This is a genomic window from Capnocytophaga canis (assembly GCF_000827555.1).
Classification (GTDB): domain Bacteria; phylum Bacteroidota; class Bacteroidia; order Flavobacteriales; family Flavobacteriaceae; genus Capnocytophaga; species Capnocytophaga canis.
In genome coordinates this window covers 1-15303 of the sequence record NZ_CDOI01000150.1, presented here as the reverse complement: position 1 = coordinate 15303, position 15303 = coordinate 1, and the positions used below count along the sequence as shown (strand labels likewise).

The following is a 15303-nucleotide window of genomic DNA, read 5'->3' as shown; positions in this document are numbered from 1 at the left end:
AGCTGCTATCGCAGCATTGGCAGCAGGTTTCGGCATCGGTAAAATTGGAGCAGCCGCAATGGAAGGTATTGCTCGTCAGCCGGAAGCAGCTTCGAAAATTCAAACTGCAATGATTATTGCAGCGGCACTTATCGAGGGTGTTGCCCTTTTCGCCGTGGTTGTTGCGTTAATCGCAAAATAATTAAGTTAAAATCATCTTACAGCGGTTGGCTGTAAGGTGGTTTTTTCGTAAAAAAGAAAAGTCGAATCATATTTAAATATATTTAGAACAATGAATTTTACAAATCCTGAAAGTTTTCTGTTTTGGGGAACGTTGATTTTTGGAGTTTTACTTTTTTTACTAGCAAAATTTGCTTGGAAACCGATTCTTTCAGCGGTTAAACAGCGCGAAGAGTCTATTAATAATGCTTTAGAAGCAGCAGAGGAGGCACGTAAGCAAATGGCAGATTTGAAAGCTGATAACGAGCGTTTGTTAGCAGAAGCAAAAGCAGAGCGAGATGCTATGTTAAAAGAAGCGAAAGAGTTAAAAGACAAAATCGTTGCTGAAGCTAAAGAAGAGGCTCAAAAAGAAGGACAAAAATTGATTGACCAAGCAAAACAAGCTATTGATAATGAGAAAAAAGTAGCGGTTGCTCAATTGAAAGATAAGGTTGCTTCGTTGTCAATTGAAATAGCTCAAAAAGTTATCAAAAACGAGCTTTCTGACAAGGAGAAGCAAACCACTCTGATTAATGAATATTTGAAAGGGGCTACTTTAAACTAATAAAATATGTACGGATTCAGAGCAGCTAACAGATATGCTAAGGCACTTTTGGAATATGCCCTACAGCGAAACGCTGTGGAGAGCGTTTTCCGTGATATGTCTTTAGTTCATAAAACAATAGACGAAAATAAAGAACTGGACAATCTTTTGGTTTCGCCTGTCGTAAAAACTGTGGTTAAGAAAAATGTATTGGATAAAGTGTTTGTAGGAGTTTCACCAGAGGTACAACGCTTATTCACCTTGCTTATCGAAAATCGACGATTGCCGATTTTGAAACAAATTGCAGAGAAATTTGTAATTCATTATAATTCATATAAAAATAACCAAACGGCTGAGGTAACCACAGCAATCCCTCTTACGGAGGAAATGAAAAAACAAGTGTTACAAAAGGTAGAAAGTTTGAAACAAAGCCGAAATATTACCTTAGTGAATAAGGTAGATGAGAGCATCATCGGGGGATTTATATTGCGTATTGGCGATATTCAATACAACGCCAGTGTAGCTTTCAAACTCAATAAATTACGACAAGAGTTCCAATAGTTATAAATCAGCTATATATACAGAACATGATATCCTGTCCAAAATTGAGAATGAAATTAAAAATGGATATCCTGTTATTTTAAGAGGAGGAGAAGAATTTATTTTTAATGGACAATCTATATATACAGGGGGTCACGCATGGGTATGTGATGGATATCAAGAAGTTATGATTGAAATATGTATAAAAGTTGGTCGCTGGGGCTATGACTGTCATGATAAAATCGTACCTTCATACTATATGAATTTTGGCTGGGATGGACTTTGGAATGGGTGGTATTTATCTCCCTTTAAAGGAGATTATGGAACCTTTGATTACAAAAATGGAATAATTTATAATATACGAAAATAGCTATGAGAAAGAGTTTATTTATTATTATCATGGGAGCATTGTTTTTTTCTTGTAACAAAAATAATGAAAAAATAAACAATGAGGAAAATAGTGAAGTAGGTTGTTGTAAACACTTAAGTAGTAGTGCCTCCTTTTCTGTTGTAGATAATCAAGGGAATGATTTACTAAGTCCTTTTAATGAGAAATTTGACCCTAAAAATATTAAAATATATTACAAGGATAAAAACAATAAATTAGAACTGTTCGACAGACCAAATTTAGCTGAACCTAAGGGCTTTACATTCATAGCCCCAGAAAAAGAGGGTCAGAAGTATCTGATAAACGTGTTTATAAATTCTTTATATATCGAAGATAAAATTTCTCATACAGTTATTGACTTGGGGTATAAAAAATACGAAATCAAATCCGAATTCTCTGTAACCACAAACGCTATCGTATTACAAAAAATATACGTGGATAATAAATTGATGAATTTTCAAAACAATAGGATAGTTACTATTGTTGAGTAGTTATTACAAATAAAGATTTATAAATAAAAAAATATAAACTAAAAATGGCAGAAATAAAAGCGGCTGAAATTTCAGCAATTTTAAAAGAGCAATTAGCTAATTTTGATGCCACAGCTTCTTTGGAAGAAGTGGGGACGGTGTTACAAGTGGGAGACGGTATCGCTCGTATTTTTGGTCTGTCGAATGCGCAATACGGAGAATTGGTAAAGTTCGACAACGGACTTAAAGGTATCGTTTTGAACTTGGAAGAAGATAACGTAGGTATTACTTTATTAGGACCTTCAACAGATATTAAGGAGGGAGATACAGTTAAAAGAACTGGATTGATTGCTTCTATCAATGTAGGGGAAGGTATTGTAGGTCGTGTGGTAAACACTTTGGGTCAGCCAATTGACGGGAAAGGCCCTATCACAGGTCAGTTATACGAGATGCCATTGGAGCGTAAAGCACCGGGGGTTATCTTCCGTCAGCCAGTAAATGAGCCGTTGCAAACAGGTATCAAATCCGTAGACGCCATGATTCCTATTGGTCGTGGTCAGCGTGAGTTAGTTATTGGAGACCGTCAAACAGGAAAAACAACGGTTTGTATTGATACCATTCTTAACCAAAAAGAATTTTATGATGCAGGAAAACCTGTGTACTGTATATATGTAGCTATTGGGCAAAAAGCATCGACCGTAGCTGCAATTGCTAAAACATTAGAAGATAATGGAGCTTTGGCTTATACCACTATCGTAGCGGCAAATGCTTCTGATCCAGCACCAATGCAGGTATATGCGCCATTTGCAGGAGCTGCTATCGGGGAATATTTCCGTGACACGGGTCGTCCAGCTTTGATTATCTATGATGATTTGTCGAAACAAGCGGTGGCCTACCGTGAGGTGTCGTTATTGCTCAGAAGACCACCTGGACGTGAGGCTTACCCTGGGGACGTGTTCTACTTGCACTCTCGTTTGCTTGAGAGAGCAGCGAAAGTAATCGCTGACGATAGTATCGCTCGAAAAATGAACGATTTGCCGGAAAGCATCAAGCATTTGGTAAAAGGAGGCGGATCGCTTACTGCTTTGCCAATCATTGAAACTCAGGCAGGTGACGTTTCGGCATATATTCCAACGAACGTAATTTCAATTACAGATGGACAGATTTTCTTGGAGTCTGATTTGTTTAACTCTGGTGTACGTCCAGCGATTAACGTAGGAATCTCGGTATCGCGTGTGGGAGGTTCCGCTCAGATTAAATCAATGAAAAAAGTTGCTGGAACATTGAAACTTGACCAAGCTCAATATCGTGAGTTAGAGGCGTTTGCTAAATTTGGTTCAGATTTGGACGCAGCTACAATGAACGTTATTGAGAAAGGAAAACGTAACGTAGAAATTCTAAAACAATCGCAAAACGACCCATATACGGTTGAAAATCAAATTGCGATTATCTATGTAGGTTCTAAAAACTTGTTGCGTCAAGTGCCTGTAAATAAAGTGAAAGAATTTGAAAAAGAATATTTGGATTTCTTGAACTTACAACATCGCAACGTTTTGGACGAACTTAAAGCGGGACAGTTCAATGATAAAATTACAGCAACGCTTGAAGATGTAGCTAAGGAAATCGCAGAAAGATACACGAAATAATTAGTTTTAGGTATATAGTTTCATGACATCATCATACGTATACATACTCGTTGGAGTAGGAGCAGTCCTTTTAATTGGGTTACAGATTTTTATCAGTCGTAAGTACAGTAAAAATAGATTAGCCAAGCAAACGGGGCATATCAATCAAAACCCTCTGAATGAGGAACAAAAACGGTTGCTTACTTTTGGAGCAATTTTAGCTCATTACCGAGGTGAAAATCTTTTGAATTTGATGCCCAATGAGATATTGGATGTTTATCAGCAAGGATTGCGCCAACAATGGGAAATTACTAATAGAGAACAGGCTATACAAACCATTGGGGAGCTTTTGCATTTGAAATCAACCTTTCGATTTGCTCCTATTTTCGAGCAAAAACCTGGGGAACTTTCTAAAATACAAAAAGCAATTGCTAAAGGGTTAGATGTAGAAGTTGAACAAGTTCAAGAGGTAAATTCTGTTTATGGATGGGACTTGTGTAGAGCGGCTTCTTTAGCCAAATGGTGCTATTGGTGCAATTTAATAACGGAAGATGAAATGTGGACAATATTGCAAAAAGTATCCGATATTGCTCATGAACACGGTAAAAGTTGGAAAGAATACACCATTTCTTTTCTATTAGGGAGAACCATACAAGGATTTGATTTGGATGACATCATTATTGAAACTGATCGTGTTTTCAATAGCAAAAATCCGATGTTAGGAAAAGTAGAGGGGATCGATGTTTATAAGACATACTCTTTTTAATTCTTAACAGAGGCATGTTTCCTCAGCTGAAGTACAGGAAGTAATGCGTCCTAATCGCACTTCTTTTCATTTAAGGAAAGAATAACGTAAAAAATAAATAACAAAAAATAAACAATTTAGTCGTTTATTTATGGCAAATTTAAAAGAAATACGAAGTAGGATTTCATCGGTAAGTTCCACGATGCAAATTACTGGAGCGATGAAAATGGTGTCGGCAGCAAAACTCAAAAAGGCTCAAGATGCCATCATCGCGATGAAACCCTATGCTTATAAGCTAAAACAATTGTTGGAACAACTTAGTTCTGCTTTGGGTAACGACAGTATCTATAACGAACGTCCTCAAGTGGCTAAAAATATATTGATTGTTCCAATCACCTCTAATAGAGGTCTTTGCGGAGCTTTTAACTCTAATATTATCAAAAAATCATTAGAATTAGAAAGTACTGTTTATAAAAATCAAAAGGTGGAGTTTTACACCGTAGGAAAAAAAGGAAACGATGTTTTGAAAAAAACTGACAAAGTTTTCAGATATGAATCCCATATTTTTGATAACCTAAACTACGCGGATGCGGCCGAGTTGGCATCAGAATTGATGGAATTATATACATCAGGTCGATTTGATAAGGTTGTTTTGGTCTATAACAGTTTCAAAAATGCAGCAACACAAATCGTTATAGAGGAAACTTTCTTACCTATTCAGACTGTTGCAGAGGAACAAGAATCTTCAGTGGATTATATTTATGAGCCTTCCAAAGAAGAAATTGTTAAGGAATTGATTCCTCGTTCATTGAAAACGCAGGTATTCAAGGCATTACGTGATTCGGTAGCTTCTGAACACGGAGCTCGAATGACAGCAATGCACAAAGCAACGGATAATGCGAGTGAACTTAGAAATCAATTGAAATTGACTTACAACAAAGCTCGTCAAGCAGCGATTACTGGTGAAATATTAGAAATCGTTGGAGGTGCAGAGGCTTTGAATTAGGAAAAAAATAATATTTGAATTTGATTTTCAGTAACTTATAAATGAAGTTTAAAAAGAGTGCTAAAAAAAATATTTTTTCTTTGGAAAATATAAAGAAAATAGTATCTTTGCACTCGCAAAATGAGGTCTGGTAGTTCAGTTGGTTAGAATACCTGCCTGTCACGCAGGGGGTCGCGGGTTCGAGTCCCGTCCAGACCGCGAAATCAAAAGTGTTGCACATCTAAAAGCCTTTCTGTTAAGAAAGGCTTTTGTTTTTATCAAAGTTTTGATAATCATCTATCTGTATTAATTTACAGACTTTCGAATACAACTTTTTATGATAGCATGAGTAAGAGTCAAGAAAATCGTATCGATATTATAATTGATGTTTTTTGTTAATAATAATCTGGTATAGAGTTTTTTATGTCAAATAACTTTTGCTATATTTCTCTGAATAAATGTATAATTCTTGTAAACATTTCACTTTCTCTTTATGAGTCGTTTTACCGTTCAGTAAGAGAAATCAGTCGGAAGTGAATATATTCAAAAGCATGAAGTCACGAAAAATCATAAAAAAAATCATTTTCATACCAACGGTGATATGTCTTTTTTTGGTACTATATGCTTGGCAAATAGAGCGTCATTGGGTAGAAGTTGTTTCAATGAAAATGCCTATTGAGTATTTACCAAAACATTTGGAGGGGAAAACCTTGATGCAAATTAGTGACCTCCATACGGGACGTTGGGTAAGTAACGATTATCTGATTTCAACTTTTGAAGAAATGAGAAAATATGATCCTGATTTTGTGGTTTATACAGGCGATTATGTTACTTATAAAAACAAAAAAGTACTGTACGACAAATTGGAAGAGGCTTTGCGACATTGCGTGAAGGGAAGATTAGGAACGATAGCTGTTTTAGGGAATCATGATTACGGAGTGAATTGGCGTGAGCCTAAAGTGGCAGATAGTATTGTTCAGTTGATGCGTTCACACCAAATCGTTGTTTTGAGAAATGAACGTATTCAAATTGAGGGGTTGACCTTTATTGGATTAGACGATTTGTGGGCAGGTGAATTCAATGCGAGTAAGGCTTTTGAAAATTATGATGCAGCACAAGCTAATGTAGTTTTGAGTCACAATCCTGACACTTGTGATTTGGAGGTTTGGCAAAATTATCAAGGTTGGATTCTTTCGGGGCATACCCATGGAGGGCAGTGTAAACCTCCTTTTCTTACACCTCCCGTACTTCCCGTAAAAAATAAGGAATATGCGTCAGGAAAAATTGAATTATCCAATCAAAGAACGCTCTATGTCAACCGAGGAATAGGGCATTCCATTCCTGTTCGGTTTAATGTACGCCCTGAAATTACGATTTTTGAGCTGGAAAAGCGAAAATAGCAAGATTATTTGAAATTTCTGAAGACTTTTTTATTTTGAAAAAATGGGTTATATTTGCCACAAAATTGATATGATTATGAAGCAAATCGGTATTTTATTAGGTGTTTTATTCCTGTTTTCGTGCAAAAATAGTGTTGATGAAATCAAGGTTTCAGAAGAAGCTTTGTTAAATACACAACAAGCGGAGGCATTGTTACAAAGTAGCCAAAATTCATCTGTTTTTGATAAAAACTTAGGACTTCTGAATGCAACAAGTGCTTCTCAGTTGCCTACCACGGGTTCTTCGGGAGTGACTTTGAATCCTCCGCATGGTGCACCTGGTCATCGTTGTGATATTCCAGTAGGAGCACCGTTACCAAATTCATCAAATATGCCACAGAATATTAGCCAACACATTCCAGTTTCGGAAAACGAGGCTTTGCCACAAGTGTCGTCTGAGGGTTTTGCAGTTCCTCAGACTGCCTCATTATCGGTGGATTCCCGAGGTGTGAAATTAAATCCACCGCATGGTGAACCAGATCATCGTTGTGACATTCCAGTGGGGGCTCCATTAGATTCCAAGCCAATGGGACAAGTGGTTAACCAGCAAAATCAAAGTGTTGAACCTCAGGTTGCTCCTCAACAAATAGTTGTAGATCCTCAAAGCACACAGCAAAATGTAGGAGTTACTGCCGAAGGATTTTCAGGAAAACCTAATCCACCACATGGTGAACCAGGACATCGTTGTGACATTGCTGTCGGAGCAATTTTGCCATAGTTTATAACTGAGATGATTTTTCGAGAAAAATATTGTATTTATTTAATACACAATATGTTGAAAAAAATAAAATCTGTTTTAAAGGTTTTTAGTGAATAAATTTATACATTTTTTTTTCTTTTATTAAGAAAAATCATATATTTGCAGACAAACATAAAAACACTTTATGTTTTGCGTGAACAAAATATAAATCAAATAATTAAACATAACAATTATACAGAAAATGTCTCAAAAAGGTAAAGTATCACAAGTAATTGGACCAGTAGTGGATGTTGTTTTTGCTGCTGAGAGCGAACTTCCTAGGATTTATGATTCATTGGAAATTATTAAAGCTGATGGTTCAAAATTAGTTTTGGAAGTACAGTCACACATAGGTGAAGATGTTGTTAGAGCGATTTCAATGGACTCAACAGAGGGTTTAAGTCGTGATACAGAAGTAATTGCAACTGGGAATCCAATTCAAATGCCTATCGGGAAAGACATTTATGGGCGTTTATTCAATGTTATTGGAGATGGAATCGATGGTTTAGGAAACCTACCAAAGGAAGGTTCTAATGGACTACCGATTCACCGTGAGGCTCCGAAATTTGAAGATTTATCAACTTCAACAGAAGTGCTTTTCACAGGAATCAAGGTTATCGACCTTATTGAGCCATATGCTAAAGGAGGGAAAATAGGTTTGTTTGGAGGTGCGGGAGTAGGAAAAACCGTTTTGATCCAAGAGCTAATTAACAATATTGCCAAAGGTCACGGAGGACTTTCAGTTTTTGCTGGAGTGGGTGAGCGTACCCGTGAAGGGAATGACCTTTTGAGAGAAATGTTAGAATCTGGAATTATAAAATATGGTGATGAGTTCATGCACTCTATGGAAAATGGAGGATGGGACTTAACCAAAGTTGATAAAAAAGCAATGCAAGACTCTAAGGCGACATTCGTTTTCGGTCAGATGAACGAACCACCAGGAGCTCGTGCTCGTGTGGCACTTTCAGGACTTACCATTGCTGAATATTTCCGTGATGGGGCTGGAGATGGACAAGGAAAAGATGTTTTATTCTTCGTAGATAATATCTTCCGTTTTACCCAAGCAGGTTCTGAGGTATCGGCATTGTTAGGTCGTATGCCATCAGCAGTAGGTTATCAGCCGACATTGGCAACTGAGATGGGGGCAATGCAAGAGCGTATTACCTCTACAAAGAGAGGTTCAATCACATCCGTGCAAGCAGTTTATGTTCCTGCCGACGACTTGACTGACCCTGCACCAGCGACAACCTTTGCTCACTTGGATGCAACTACCGTATTGTCACGTAAAATCGCTGAGTTGGGTATCTACCCTGCCGTTGACCCATTGGATTCTACTTCAAGAATTTTGACTCCTGAGATCTTAGGAAAAGAACATTACGAATGTGCTCAACGTGTTAAGAAATTATTACAGCACTATAAAGAACTTCAAGATATTATCGCCATCTTAGGTATGGAAGAACTTTCAGAAGAAGATAAATTGGCGGTAGCTCGTGCGCGTCGTGTACAGCGTTTCTTGTCACAGCCTTTCCACGTAGCTGAACAGTTTACAGGTATACCTGGAGTTTTGGTTGATATTAAAGATACGATAAAAGGCTTTAATATGATCATTGATGGAGAGTTAGATCATTTGCCAGAAGCTGCGTTCAACTTGAAAGGAACTATTGAGGATGCTATCCTTGCAGGAGAAAAAATGTTAGCTGAGGTTCAATAATATTGAAAATTCAATACGGATATGAAAGTAGAAATTGTCACCCCTGAGGAAATTTTGTTTAACGGAGAAGTGAATGCGGTTTCTGTTCCTGGAGTGAACGGAGAGTTCCAAATGTTGGAAAACCACGCACCTATCGTGTCAGTTTTGACGAAGGGATACGTGAAATTATACGGAAACATTGAACTTCGAGAAAGCGTTGCTTCTCGTTTTGAAAAAGGAGATAAAAAAAATGAATTTTTATTGGCTATCAATGGCGGAACTTTAGAGTTAAATAACAATAGAGTAGTCATTTTAGCGGATTAAGATAGTTTTTTGATTTTAAATTTTATTATTGAATTAAAACGGCTGTAAGGGATTACGGCCGTTTTTTTTATGATATCTGGGTACTGTTCAGACTATTAAAATATGCCATTTATGTTTTAATTTTTTTGTTTTAAAAGCATATATATACATCGGTTTTATTTCATTACGAACTCTGAAAAAAATCACAATTCTAAGTATGTCTATAAACTTCTGAGAAGTAGATTGTAATTTTATTCTTCTATATTCGTTGGGATAAAAAATATAATCTGGTTTTAGACTACAATTTATATAACTATCTGTATTTTTTGACTTCCTAACTTCTTTGTTTTTATGATTATTTTTGCTACTTTTGTTGTGTTCGGTTAATCAATAAAAATGATAAAATCAATTATGTACGTAGGGTTAGGCAGTGCCATAGGAGGTATGCTTCGCTTTTTGTGCTATGGACTGATGAGCATACGAATAGTCAAAATGTTTCCTTTTAACACTCTTTTTGTCAACGTATTAGGTAGCTTTTTGATTGGGGTACTGTTTGTATTATTTCAGAAGAAAAACTTTTCTGCGGAATGTTTGTCTTTCTTTATTACAGGAGTATTGGGCGGATTTACTACCTTTTCGGCATTTTCCTTAGAAACCTTCCAACTTATCGAACAGAACCAAATTGGAAAAGCCTTTCTTTACGCTTTGTTGAGTGTGTTTTTAGGCTTGTTGGCTTGTTGGGTAGGGTATGTGGTGACATCTTTATTAAGCAAATGAAATTTTAAATAAAATATTTTAAACAATGATAAGAAAATACATTTCATCATTGGCGCTTTTAGGGCTGATGGTGACTTCGTGCCAAGAAGTAAAACAGCCTACAACAGAGCAAGAAACACAGCAAAAACCACTCACCACGTACGTTGACCCTTTCATCGGTACAGGTGGACACGGACATACCTACCCTGGAGCTACCGTTCCGTTCGGAATGTTGCAAGTGAGTCCTGTGAATGGCATCAGCGGTTGGGATTGGTGTTCGGGCTATCATCACAGTGACACTTTACTAATCGGTTTTGGGCATTTATCGCTCAGCGGAACAGGTATTGGTGATTTGAACGATATTTTGCTGATGCCTGTCAATAAAGAATACGATTTATCACAGCTTTCTACTGGAAAAAAAGACCAATATCCGAAAGCTGCTTTGGACTTCCGCAATCAAGTGCCGTACAAGTCACGTTACTCGCACCAAAACGAAAAAGCAGAACCTGGTTACTATCAAGTTTTCCTTGAAGACCCGAAAGTAAATGCGGAACTTACTGCCGGCCAATACGTTGCTTACCACAAATACACCTACCAAAAAGGCGATACACAATCCGTTATTTTGAATTTAGGATTTGCCATCAATTGGGATAGCCCTACGGAAATGTTTATCCAACAATCCAATCGAAAGTTGGACGGACAAAACGTCGGAAACATCATCACAGGACATCGATTCAGTACAGGTTGGGCAAAAAATCAAAAAGTGTTCTTTGCCATTGCATTTTCTAAACCTATTAAAGATTTACAACTTCAAAATAGTGGAAAACAAATCTCATCAGGGCAATTCTTCTTTGATAATTCCACAGGGGAGGAATTGGTGGTGCGCGTGGCGGTTTCTTCTGTAAGTGAAGAGAGTGCGTTGGCGAATTTGGATTTGTATGACAAACGCACCTTTGCCGAAGTACGCCAAAAAGCTCACGACACTTGGGAAAAACATCTTTCTTCTATCGAAATTGAAACGCCTGTCGATTCGCTTAAAACGATTTTCTACACAGCTTTATATCACACGCAGGTAGCTCCCGTTACTTTTTCTGACAAAAACGGACAATTCCGTCAGCAAAACGATGAAATTTATACCACCAAAGATTTTACAGCCTATTCTACTTTGTCATTGTGGGATACGTTCCGTGCTGAAAATCCGCTAATTACTTTGCTTCAACCTAAAAAATCTTCGGATATTATTAGCTCAATGTTAGCGTATTCTGACGCTATCAATAAACTTCCCGTTTGGACGCTCTACGGCAACGAAACCGATTGTATGACCGGCTATCATTCTATTCCTGTAATTGTTGAGGCGTATTTGAAAGGCGTTCGTTCGTTCGATGCTGAAAAAGCCTTCGAAATGATGAAAAAAACGATGATGGGAGACGAACGCGGACTGAAATTCTACAAGCAATATGGCTACATTCCGTATGACAAATGGGACGAATCGGTAACCATTACGTTGGAATATGCTTACGATGATTGGTGTGTGGCACAAATGGCAAAAGCCTTAGGAAAAACCGATGATTACGATTTCTTTATGAAACGAAGCGAAGCATACAAACATTTGTTTGACCCCACAACGGGCTTTATGCGAGGCAAATCGGCAAGTGGCAAATGGCGTGAGCCTTTCGACCCGAAACACTCCAACCACCGCGAAGCTACCGATTACACCGAAGGAAATGCTTGGCAACATTCGTGGTTTGTTCCGCAAAATCCGCAAGGACTTATTGATGCTTTCGGCGGAAAAGAGAAATTCACAACACATTTGGAAAAACTATTTACCGAAAGTTCTGAAATTACGGGCGATAACGTTTCGGCGGACATTACGGGACTGATTGGGCAGTACGCTCACGGCAACGAACCGAGCCACCATATTGCGTATCTGTTTAACAAAGCGGGAGAGCCACATCGCACACAATATTGGGTAAATCAAATTTTGAAAACGCAATATAACACCACGCCGAACGGATATTCAGGAAATGAAGACTGCGGACAAATGTCGGCTTGGTACGTGTGGAGTTCTATTGGTTTGTATCCGATGAATCCTGTTTCGGGTGAGTACGAAATTGGGCGTCCGCTATTTGAAAAGGCGAAAATCAATCTGCCTAACGGAGAAACCTTTACCATCATTGCTGAAAATGTTTCTGCGGAAAATATGTACATTCAGTCGGCAACGCTTAACGGCAAACCGCTCGACCGCACTTTTATCACTGATGAAGAACTTAAAAACGGCGGAGAGTTGAAATTTGTAATGGGGTCGGCACCGACAAACAAATAATTGACAATGTAAGGAGGCTGTCCGAAAAGAGTTGTTTTGAGCAAAATATTAAAAATAAAATGCTTTTATTCAATAGACTAAGTTTTATGAAGTTGCTAAAAATTTGACTTTTCGGACAGTCTCTTTCTTATATCTTTCAGGTTATTATATTGAGTTCAATCTCGACTTTTTATTTTGTTTAAAACTTGTACTCTACGTCTGCTAAGCTCCTTTTTCACATAGTTTTGGTAATGTCTAAATGCAGTTTTTAGCATGAAATAGCTTCTGAAAATAAATGTTAAATAAATTTAACAACCTTATTAATAGGTAATTAAAGTTTAAATTCTCTTTTCCTTTTAGGTAAATACGAGATAGTTTTTTATTGGCTACTCTTAAACATTTTGTTAGTTCTACCCTATCTTTATACAGTATTACAAACAAGGTTTTAGGTTTTTATGCTTTTACCACAAAAATCATAATCCCTTGTTTGTTTTCAAAAATTTACCTTTATCAATTGAATGTAGCTAACTTCTTCCGCGTTCTTCTGCATTTCCTCCCTCTCTTTTTTGTACTGAAATTTTGCTATTTCCAAATTTATAGGTAAGAGAAAGACGTAGGTAACGCGTATCGTAGTATTGACGATAGCTTTCTGTAATGCCTTGTTGTTTGATTTTTCGGGTATAAGTCATTATATTGGTTTTGAAGATATCGTTTGCGTTGAGAGCAATAGTTAATTTTTTATCGAAAGCTAAATATTTGATACCTAAATCTAAACTTGAAACCTCCGAGCTTTTTGATGTTTCATTGTCCCACGGAAACTGATATTCATACGATACACTTGCTTGTAAAGTTTTGTTTTCATTCAGCATAAAAGTATTTCCCAAATATTGATAACCTCCCCAACTTTTCATTGGGTCGGGAAATGCAGCAACATAAGGTTTTACATTTTCGTAAGTTATAATCATATATGCCGAAAATTCCCACCACCAAAACAAACTTTTATTGATATTTATCGAAGCACTCCACTCATTACCATTAGCAAAATTTTCCCATTGCATTTTAGTTTCCTCCAAAGCAGGATTGTGATACGTAATTTGAGTTCCATTATCCTGTATGTTGGAATATGTTAGCTGGAATGTTAACCAATGTTTATAGGAATAATTCAGCGTTGCTCCTAATAAATAGGTAGGCTGCAAAAATGGGTTACCCACTACATACGATTTCGGATTCATATATAATCTTCCTGGGTTAAGTGAAAAGAATTGCGGACGATGAATGCGACGGTTTACATTTGCCGAAATATTGTGATTCTCATCAATTTTATACTGAATATATAATGTCGGGAAAAACTTAAAGAAATTTCGTTTGTGTGCTTCATTATTTGCTAAAACGGAAACTCCTTTGGTCTGCGTATTTTCGCCTCGAAGCCCTGCTTTTATGCTCCATTTCTTTCCCAAAGATTTCGCCCAATCGGCGTACAAGGCTTGGGTATCTTCCGTATAAAGAAAGTGATCTTTATGAGCAAGAGTTTGTATTTGATTTTCATCACGAAAATCGGATTCGGCTATATTATCCGTCTGTGTTCGGGAGATTTTCGCTCCGAAAGAAAGATTTCCCCACGAAACGGGTAGCTCCGCATCAGTTTTAAAGGAATAATTGTCTATTTTTTGTATAGAAAGCGAATTTACATACGACTTTGGTTGTGTGTTCAACTGATAATTATGGAAAATAGTGTTTAAGTTGTCATTTCTATCTTTTTTGTAATGGAAATAATCGGCATCAAAGGTGAGTTTTGCTCCTTTATCTCCGATTTTTTGCAAGAAATTCACATTGACAGACAAATTTTGAGTGTTTTCAGGTTCAATTTGATAGGTAATATATTCTTTCATCAATTTTGAATTGTTATACAAGTACGCACGATTTGCTGTCAAGCCATTGCCGATAATATCTGAAAAACTTCCCATAAACTGTACACCAAGCGTACTTTTTTGGGTTATATCGTAGTTTAAATTTACGAGGGGCACCCACGTTTTGATTTTCCCTTCTATATCCAATCGATTGACCCAATATTCCTGTGGATACCAAAAATGAATGTCGTTTTCGTATTTCGATTTTCCGTCTGTATAGCCCAAATCAGCCAAAGCGGAAAATTTATTTTTTCGATAGGAAAAGTTTATGCCATTGCGTAATTTCCCTACAATTCCCTGCTGATAGGAAGTTCGAAGTGTAGTGCTCCAATGATCTTCCTTGGCTTTTTTAAGTACGATGTTGATTAGTCCCGCATTGCCTTCGGCGTCGTATTTGGAAGGCGGTGTGGTGATAACTTCAATTTTTTGGATATTGTCGGACGCTATGGATTTCAGGTAGTTAGTGAGTTCTTCGCCCGAAAGTTGTATTATTTTATCGTTGACCATTACGCGTAAACCATTTTTGCCAACAATAGAAATATCCTCGTTACGCACTTGAACTCCGGGGGTAGATTTTAGGGCATCAAGGGCATCTCCACCACTTGCTTGAACAGAATTTTCTACGTTGAAAACAATTCTGTCCACTTTTTGTTCTACAAGTTTTTTACGACC

The 15303-nt window shown here is 37.3% G+C and carries 15 protein-coding genes and 1 tRNA gene; 15 read left to right on the top strand and 1 reads right to left on the bottom strand.

Features of this window, described 5'->3' with window-relative positions; genetic code table 11:
• From atpE to CCAND38_RS06490, 15 genes are all read left to right on the top strand, one after another.
• Window positions 1-181, top strand: a 181-nt coding sequence (atpE, locus tag CCAND38_RS06560; RefSeq protein WP_064504534.1) for an ATP synthase F0 subunit C, incomplete at its 5' end; no start/stop codon positions are given.
• Between the two features lie 90 nt (window positions 182-271).
• Window positions 272-763 carry a F0F1 ATP synthase subunit B gene (locus CCAND38_RS06555; RefSeq protein WP_042008542.1) on the top strand — a complete coding sequence of 164 codons (492 nt, stop codon included), beginning with the start codon at window positions 272-274 and terminating at the stop codon, window positions 761-763.
• Between the two features lie 6 nt (window positions 764-769).
• Window positions 770-1303 (top strand): ATP synthase F1 subunit delta, encoded by a 534-nt coding sequence (atpH, locus tag CCAND38_RS06550; RefSeq protein WP_042344476.1) that lies wholly within the window; start codon window positions 770-772, stop codon window positions 1301-1303.
• A complete protein-coding gene (locus CCAND38_RS11520; protein WP_082021469.1) occupies window positions 1278-1652 on the top strand; it encodes a C10 family peptidase in 375 nt (124 codons plus the stop codon). Before atpH ends, CCAND38_RS11520 begins: the two co-directional genes overlap by 26 nt.
• A gap of 2 nt (window positions 1653-1654) precedes the next feature.
• Window positions 1655-2161, top strand: a complete 507-nt coding sequence (locus CCAND38_RS06540; protein ID WP_042008536.1) for a hypothetical protein — start codon at window positions 1655-1657, stop codon at window positions 2159-2161.
• Window positions 2162-2205: 44 nt separating this feature from the next.
• A complete protein-coding gene (gene atpA / locus CCAND38_RS06535; RefSeq protein ID WP_042344475.1) occupies window positions 2206-3786 on the top strand; it encodes a F0F1 ATP synthase subunit alpha in 1581 nt (526 codons plus the stop codon).
• 22 nt (window positions 3787-3808) lie between these two features.
• Window positions 3809-4531, top strand: coding sequence for a DUF1266 domain-containing protein (locus CCAND38_RS06530; RefSeq protein WP_042344474.1), 723 nt, complete (start codon window positions 3809-3811; stop codon window positions 4529-4531).
• A 130-nt stretch (window positions 4532-4661) separates the two neighbouring features.
• Window positions 4662-5516, top strand: coding sequence for an ATP synthase F1 subunit gamma (gene atpG / locus CCAND38_RS06525; protein ID WP_042344469.1), 855 nt, complete (start codon window positions 4662-4664; stop codon window positions 5514-5516).
• Window positions 5517-5640: 124 nt separating this feature from the next.
• A tRNA-Asp gene (locus CCAND38_RS06520) sits at window positions 5641-5714 on the top strand.
• Window positions 5715-6046: 332 nt separating this feature from the next.
• Window positions 6047-6895, top strand: coding sequence for a metallophosphoesterase (locus CCAND38_RS06515; RefSeq protein WP_042344479.1), 849 nt, complete (start codon window positions 6047-6049; stop codon window positions 6893-6895).
• Between the two features lie 76 nt (window positions 6896-6971).
• Window positions 6972-7652, top strand: a complete 681-nt coding sequence (locus tag CCAND38_RS06510; protein WP_042344477.1) for a hypothetical protein — start codon at window positions 6972-6974, stop codon at window positions 7650-7652.
• Window positions 7653-7875: 223 nt separating this feature from the next.
• Window positions 7876-9384 carry a F0F1 ATP synthase subunit beta gene (gene atpD / locus CCAND38_RS06505; protein WP_042008529.1) on the top strand — a complete coding sequence of 503 codons (1509 nt, stop codon included), beginning with the start codon at window positions 7876-7878 and terminating at the stop codon, window positions 9382-9384.
• A 21-nt stretch (window positions 9385-9405) separates the two neighbouring features.
• A complete protein-coding gene (locus CCAND38_RS06500; RefSeq protein ID WP_042008526.1) occupies window positions 9406-9687 on the top strand; it encodes a F0F1 ATP synthase subunit delta/epsilon in 282 nt (93 codons plus the stop codon).
• Window positions 9688-10062: 375 nt separating this feature from the next.
• On the top strand, window positions 10063-10443 hold the full coding sequence (gene crcB, locus CCAND38_RS06495; RefSeq protein WP_042344468.1) for a fluoride efflux transporter CrcB: 381 nt from the start codon (window positions 10063-10065) through the stop codon (window positions 10441-10443).
• 25 nt (window positions 10444-10468) lie between these two features.
• Complete coding sequence (locus CCAND38_RS06490) at window positions 10469-12745, top strand: GH92 family glycosyl hydrolase (RefSeq protein ID WP_042344467.1); 2277 nt, start codon at window positions 10469-10471, stop codon at window positions 12743-12745.
• Window positions 12746-13248: 503 nt separating this feature from the next.
• On the opposite strand, the gene CCAND38_RS06485 is transcribed toward CCAND38_RS06490, so the two are convergent.
• The coding region (locus tag CCAND38_RS06485; protein ID WP_042344466.1) for a TonB-dependent receptor domain-containing protein at window positions 13249-15303 on the bottom strand (2055 nt) is incomplete at its 5' end.

Bases quoted from the DNA above. Each gene is read 5' to 3' on its own strand.
- CCAND38_RS06555 (WP_042008542.1), top strand. From the start codon at position 272: ATGAATTTTACAAATCCTGAAAGTTTTCTGTTTTGGGGAACGTTGATT.
- atpH (WP_042344476.1), top strand. From the start codon at position 770: ATGTACGGATTCAGAGCAGCTAACAGATATGCTAAGGCACTTTTGGAA.
- CCAND38_RS06540 (WP_042008536.1), top strand. From the start codon at position 1,655: ATGAGAAAGAGTTTATTTATTATTATCATGGGAGCATTGTTTTTTTCT.
- atpA (WP_042344475.1), top strand. From the start codon at position 2,206: ATGGCAGAAATAAAAGCGGCTGAAATTTCAGCAATTTTAAAAGAGCAA.
- CCAND38_RS06530 (WP_042344474.1), top strand. From the start codon at position 3,809: ATGACATCATCATACGTATACATACTCGTTGGAGTAGGAGCAGTCCTT.
- atpG (WP_042344469.1), top strand. From the start codon at position 4,662: ATGGCAAATTTAAAAGAAATACGAAGTAGGATTTCATCGGTAAGTTCC.
- CCAND38_RS06515 (WP_042344479.1), top strand. From the start codon at position 6,047: ATGAAGTCACGAAAAATCATAAAAAAAATCATTTTCATACCAACGGTG.
- CCAND38_RS06510 (WP_042344477.1), top strand. From the start codon at position 6,972: ATGAAGCAAATCGGTATTTTATTAGGTGTTTTATTCCTGTTTTCGTGC.
- atpD (WP_042008529.1), top strand. From the start codon at position 7,876: ATGTCTCAAAAAGGTAAAGTATCACAAGTAATTGGACCAGTAGTGGAT.
- CCAND38_RS06500 (WP_042008526.1), top strand. From the start codon at position 9,406: ATGAAAGTAGAAATTGTCACCCCTGAGGAAATTTTGTTTAACGGAGAA.
- crcB (WP_042344468.1), top strand. From the start codon at position 10,063: ATGATAAAATCAATTATGTACGTAGGGTTAGGCAGTGCCATAGGAGGT.
- CCAND38_RS06490 (WP_042344467.1), top strand. From the start codon at position 10,469: ATGATAAGAAAATACATTTCATCATTGGCGCTTTTAGGGCTGATGGTG.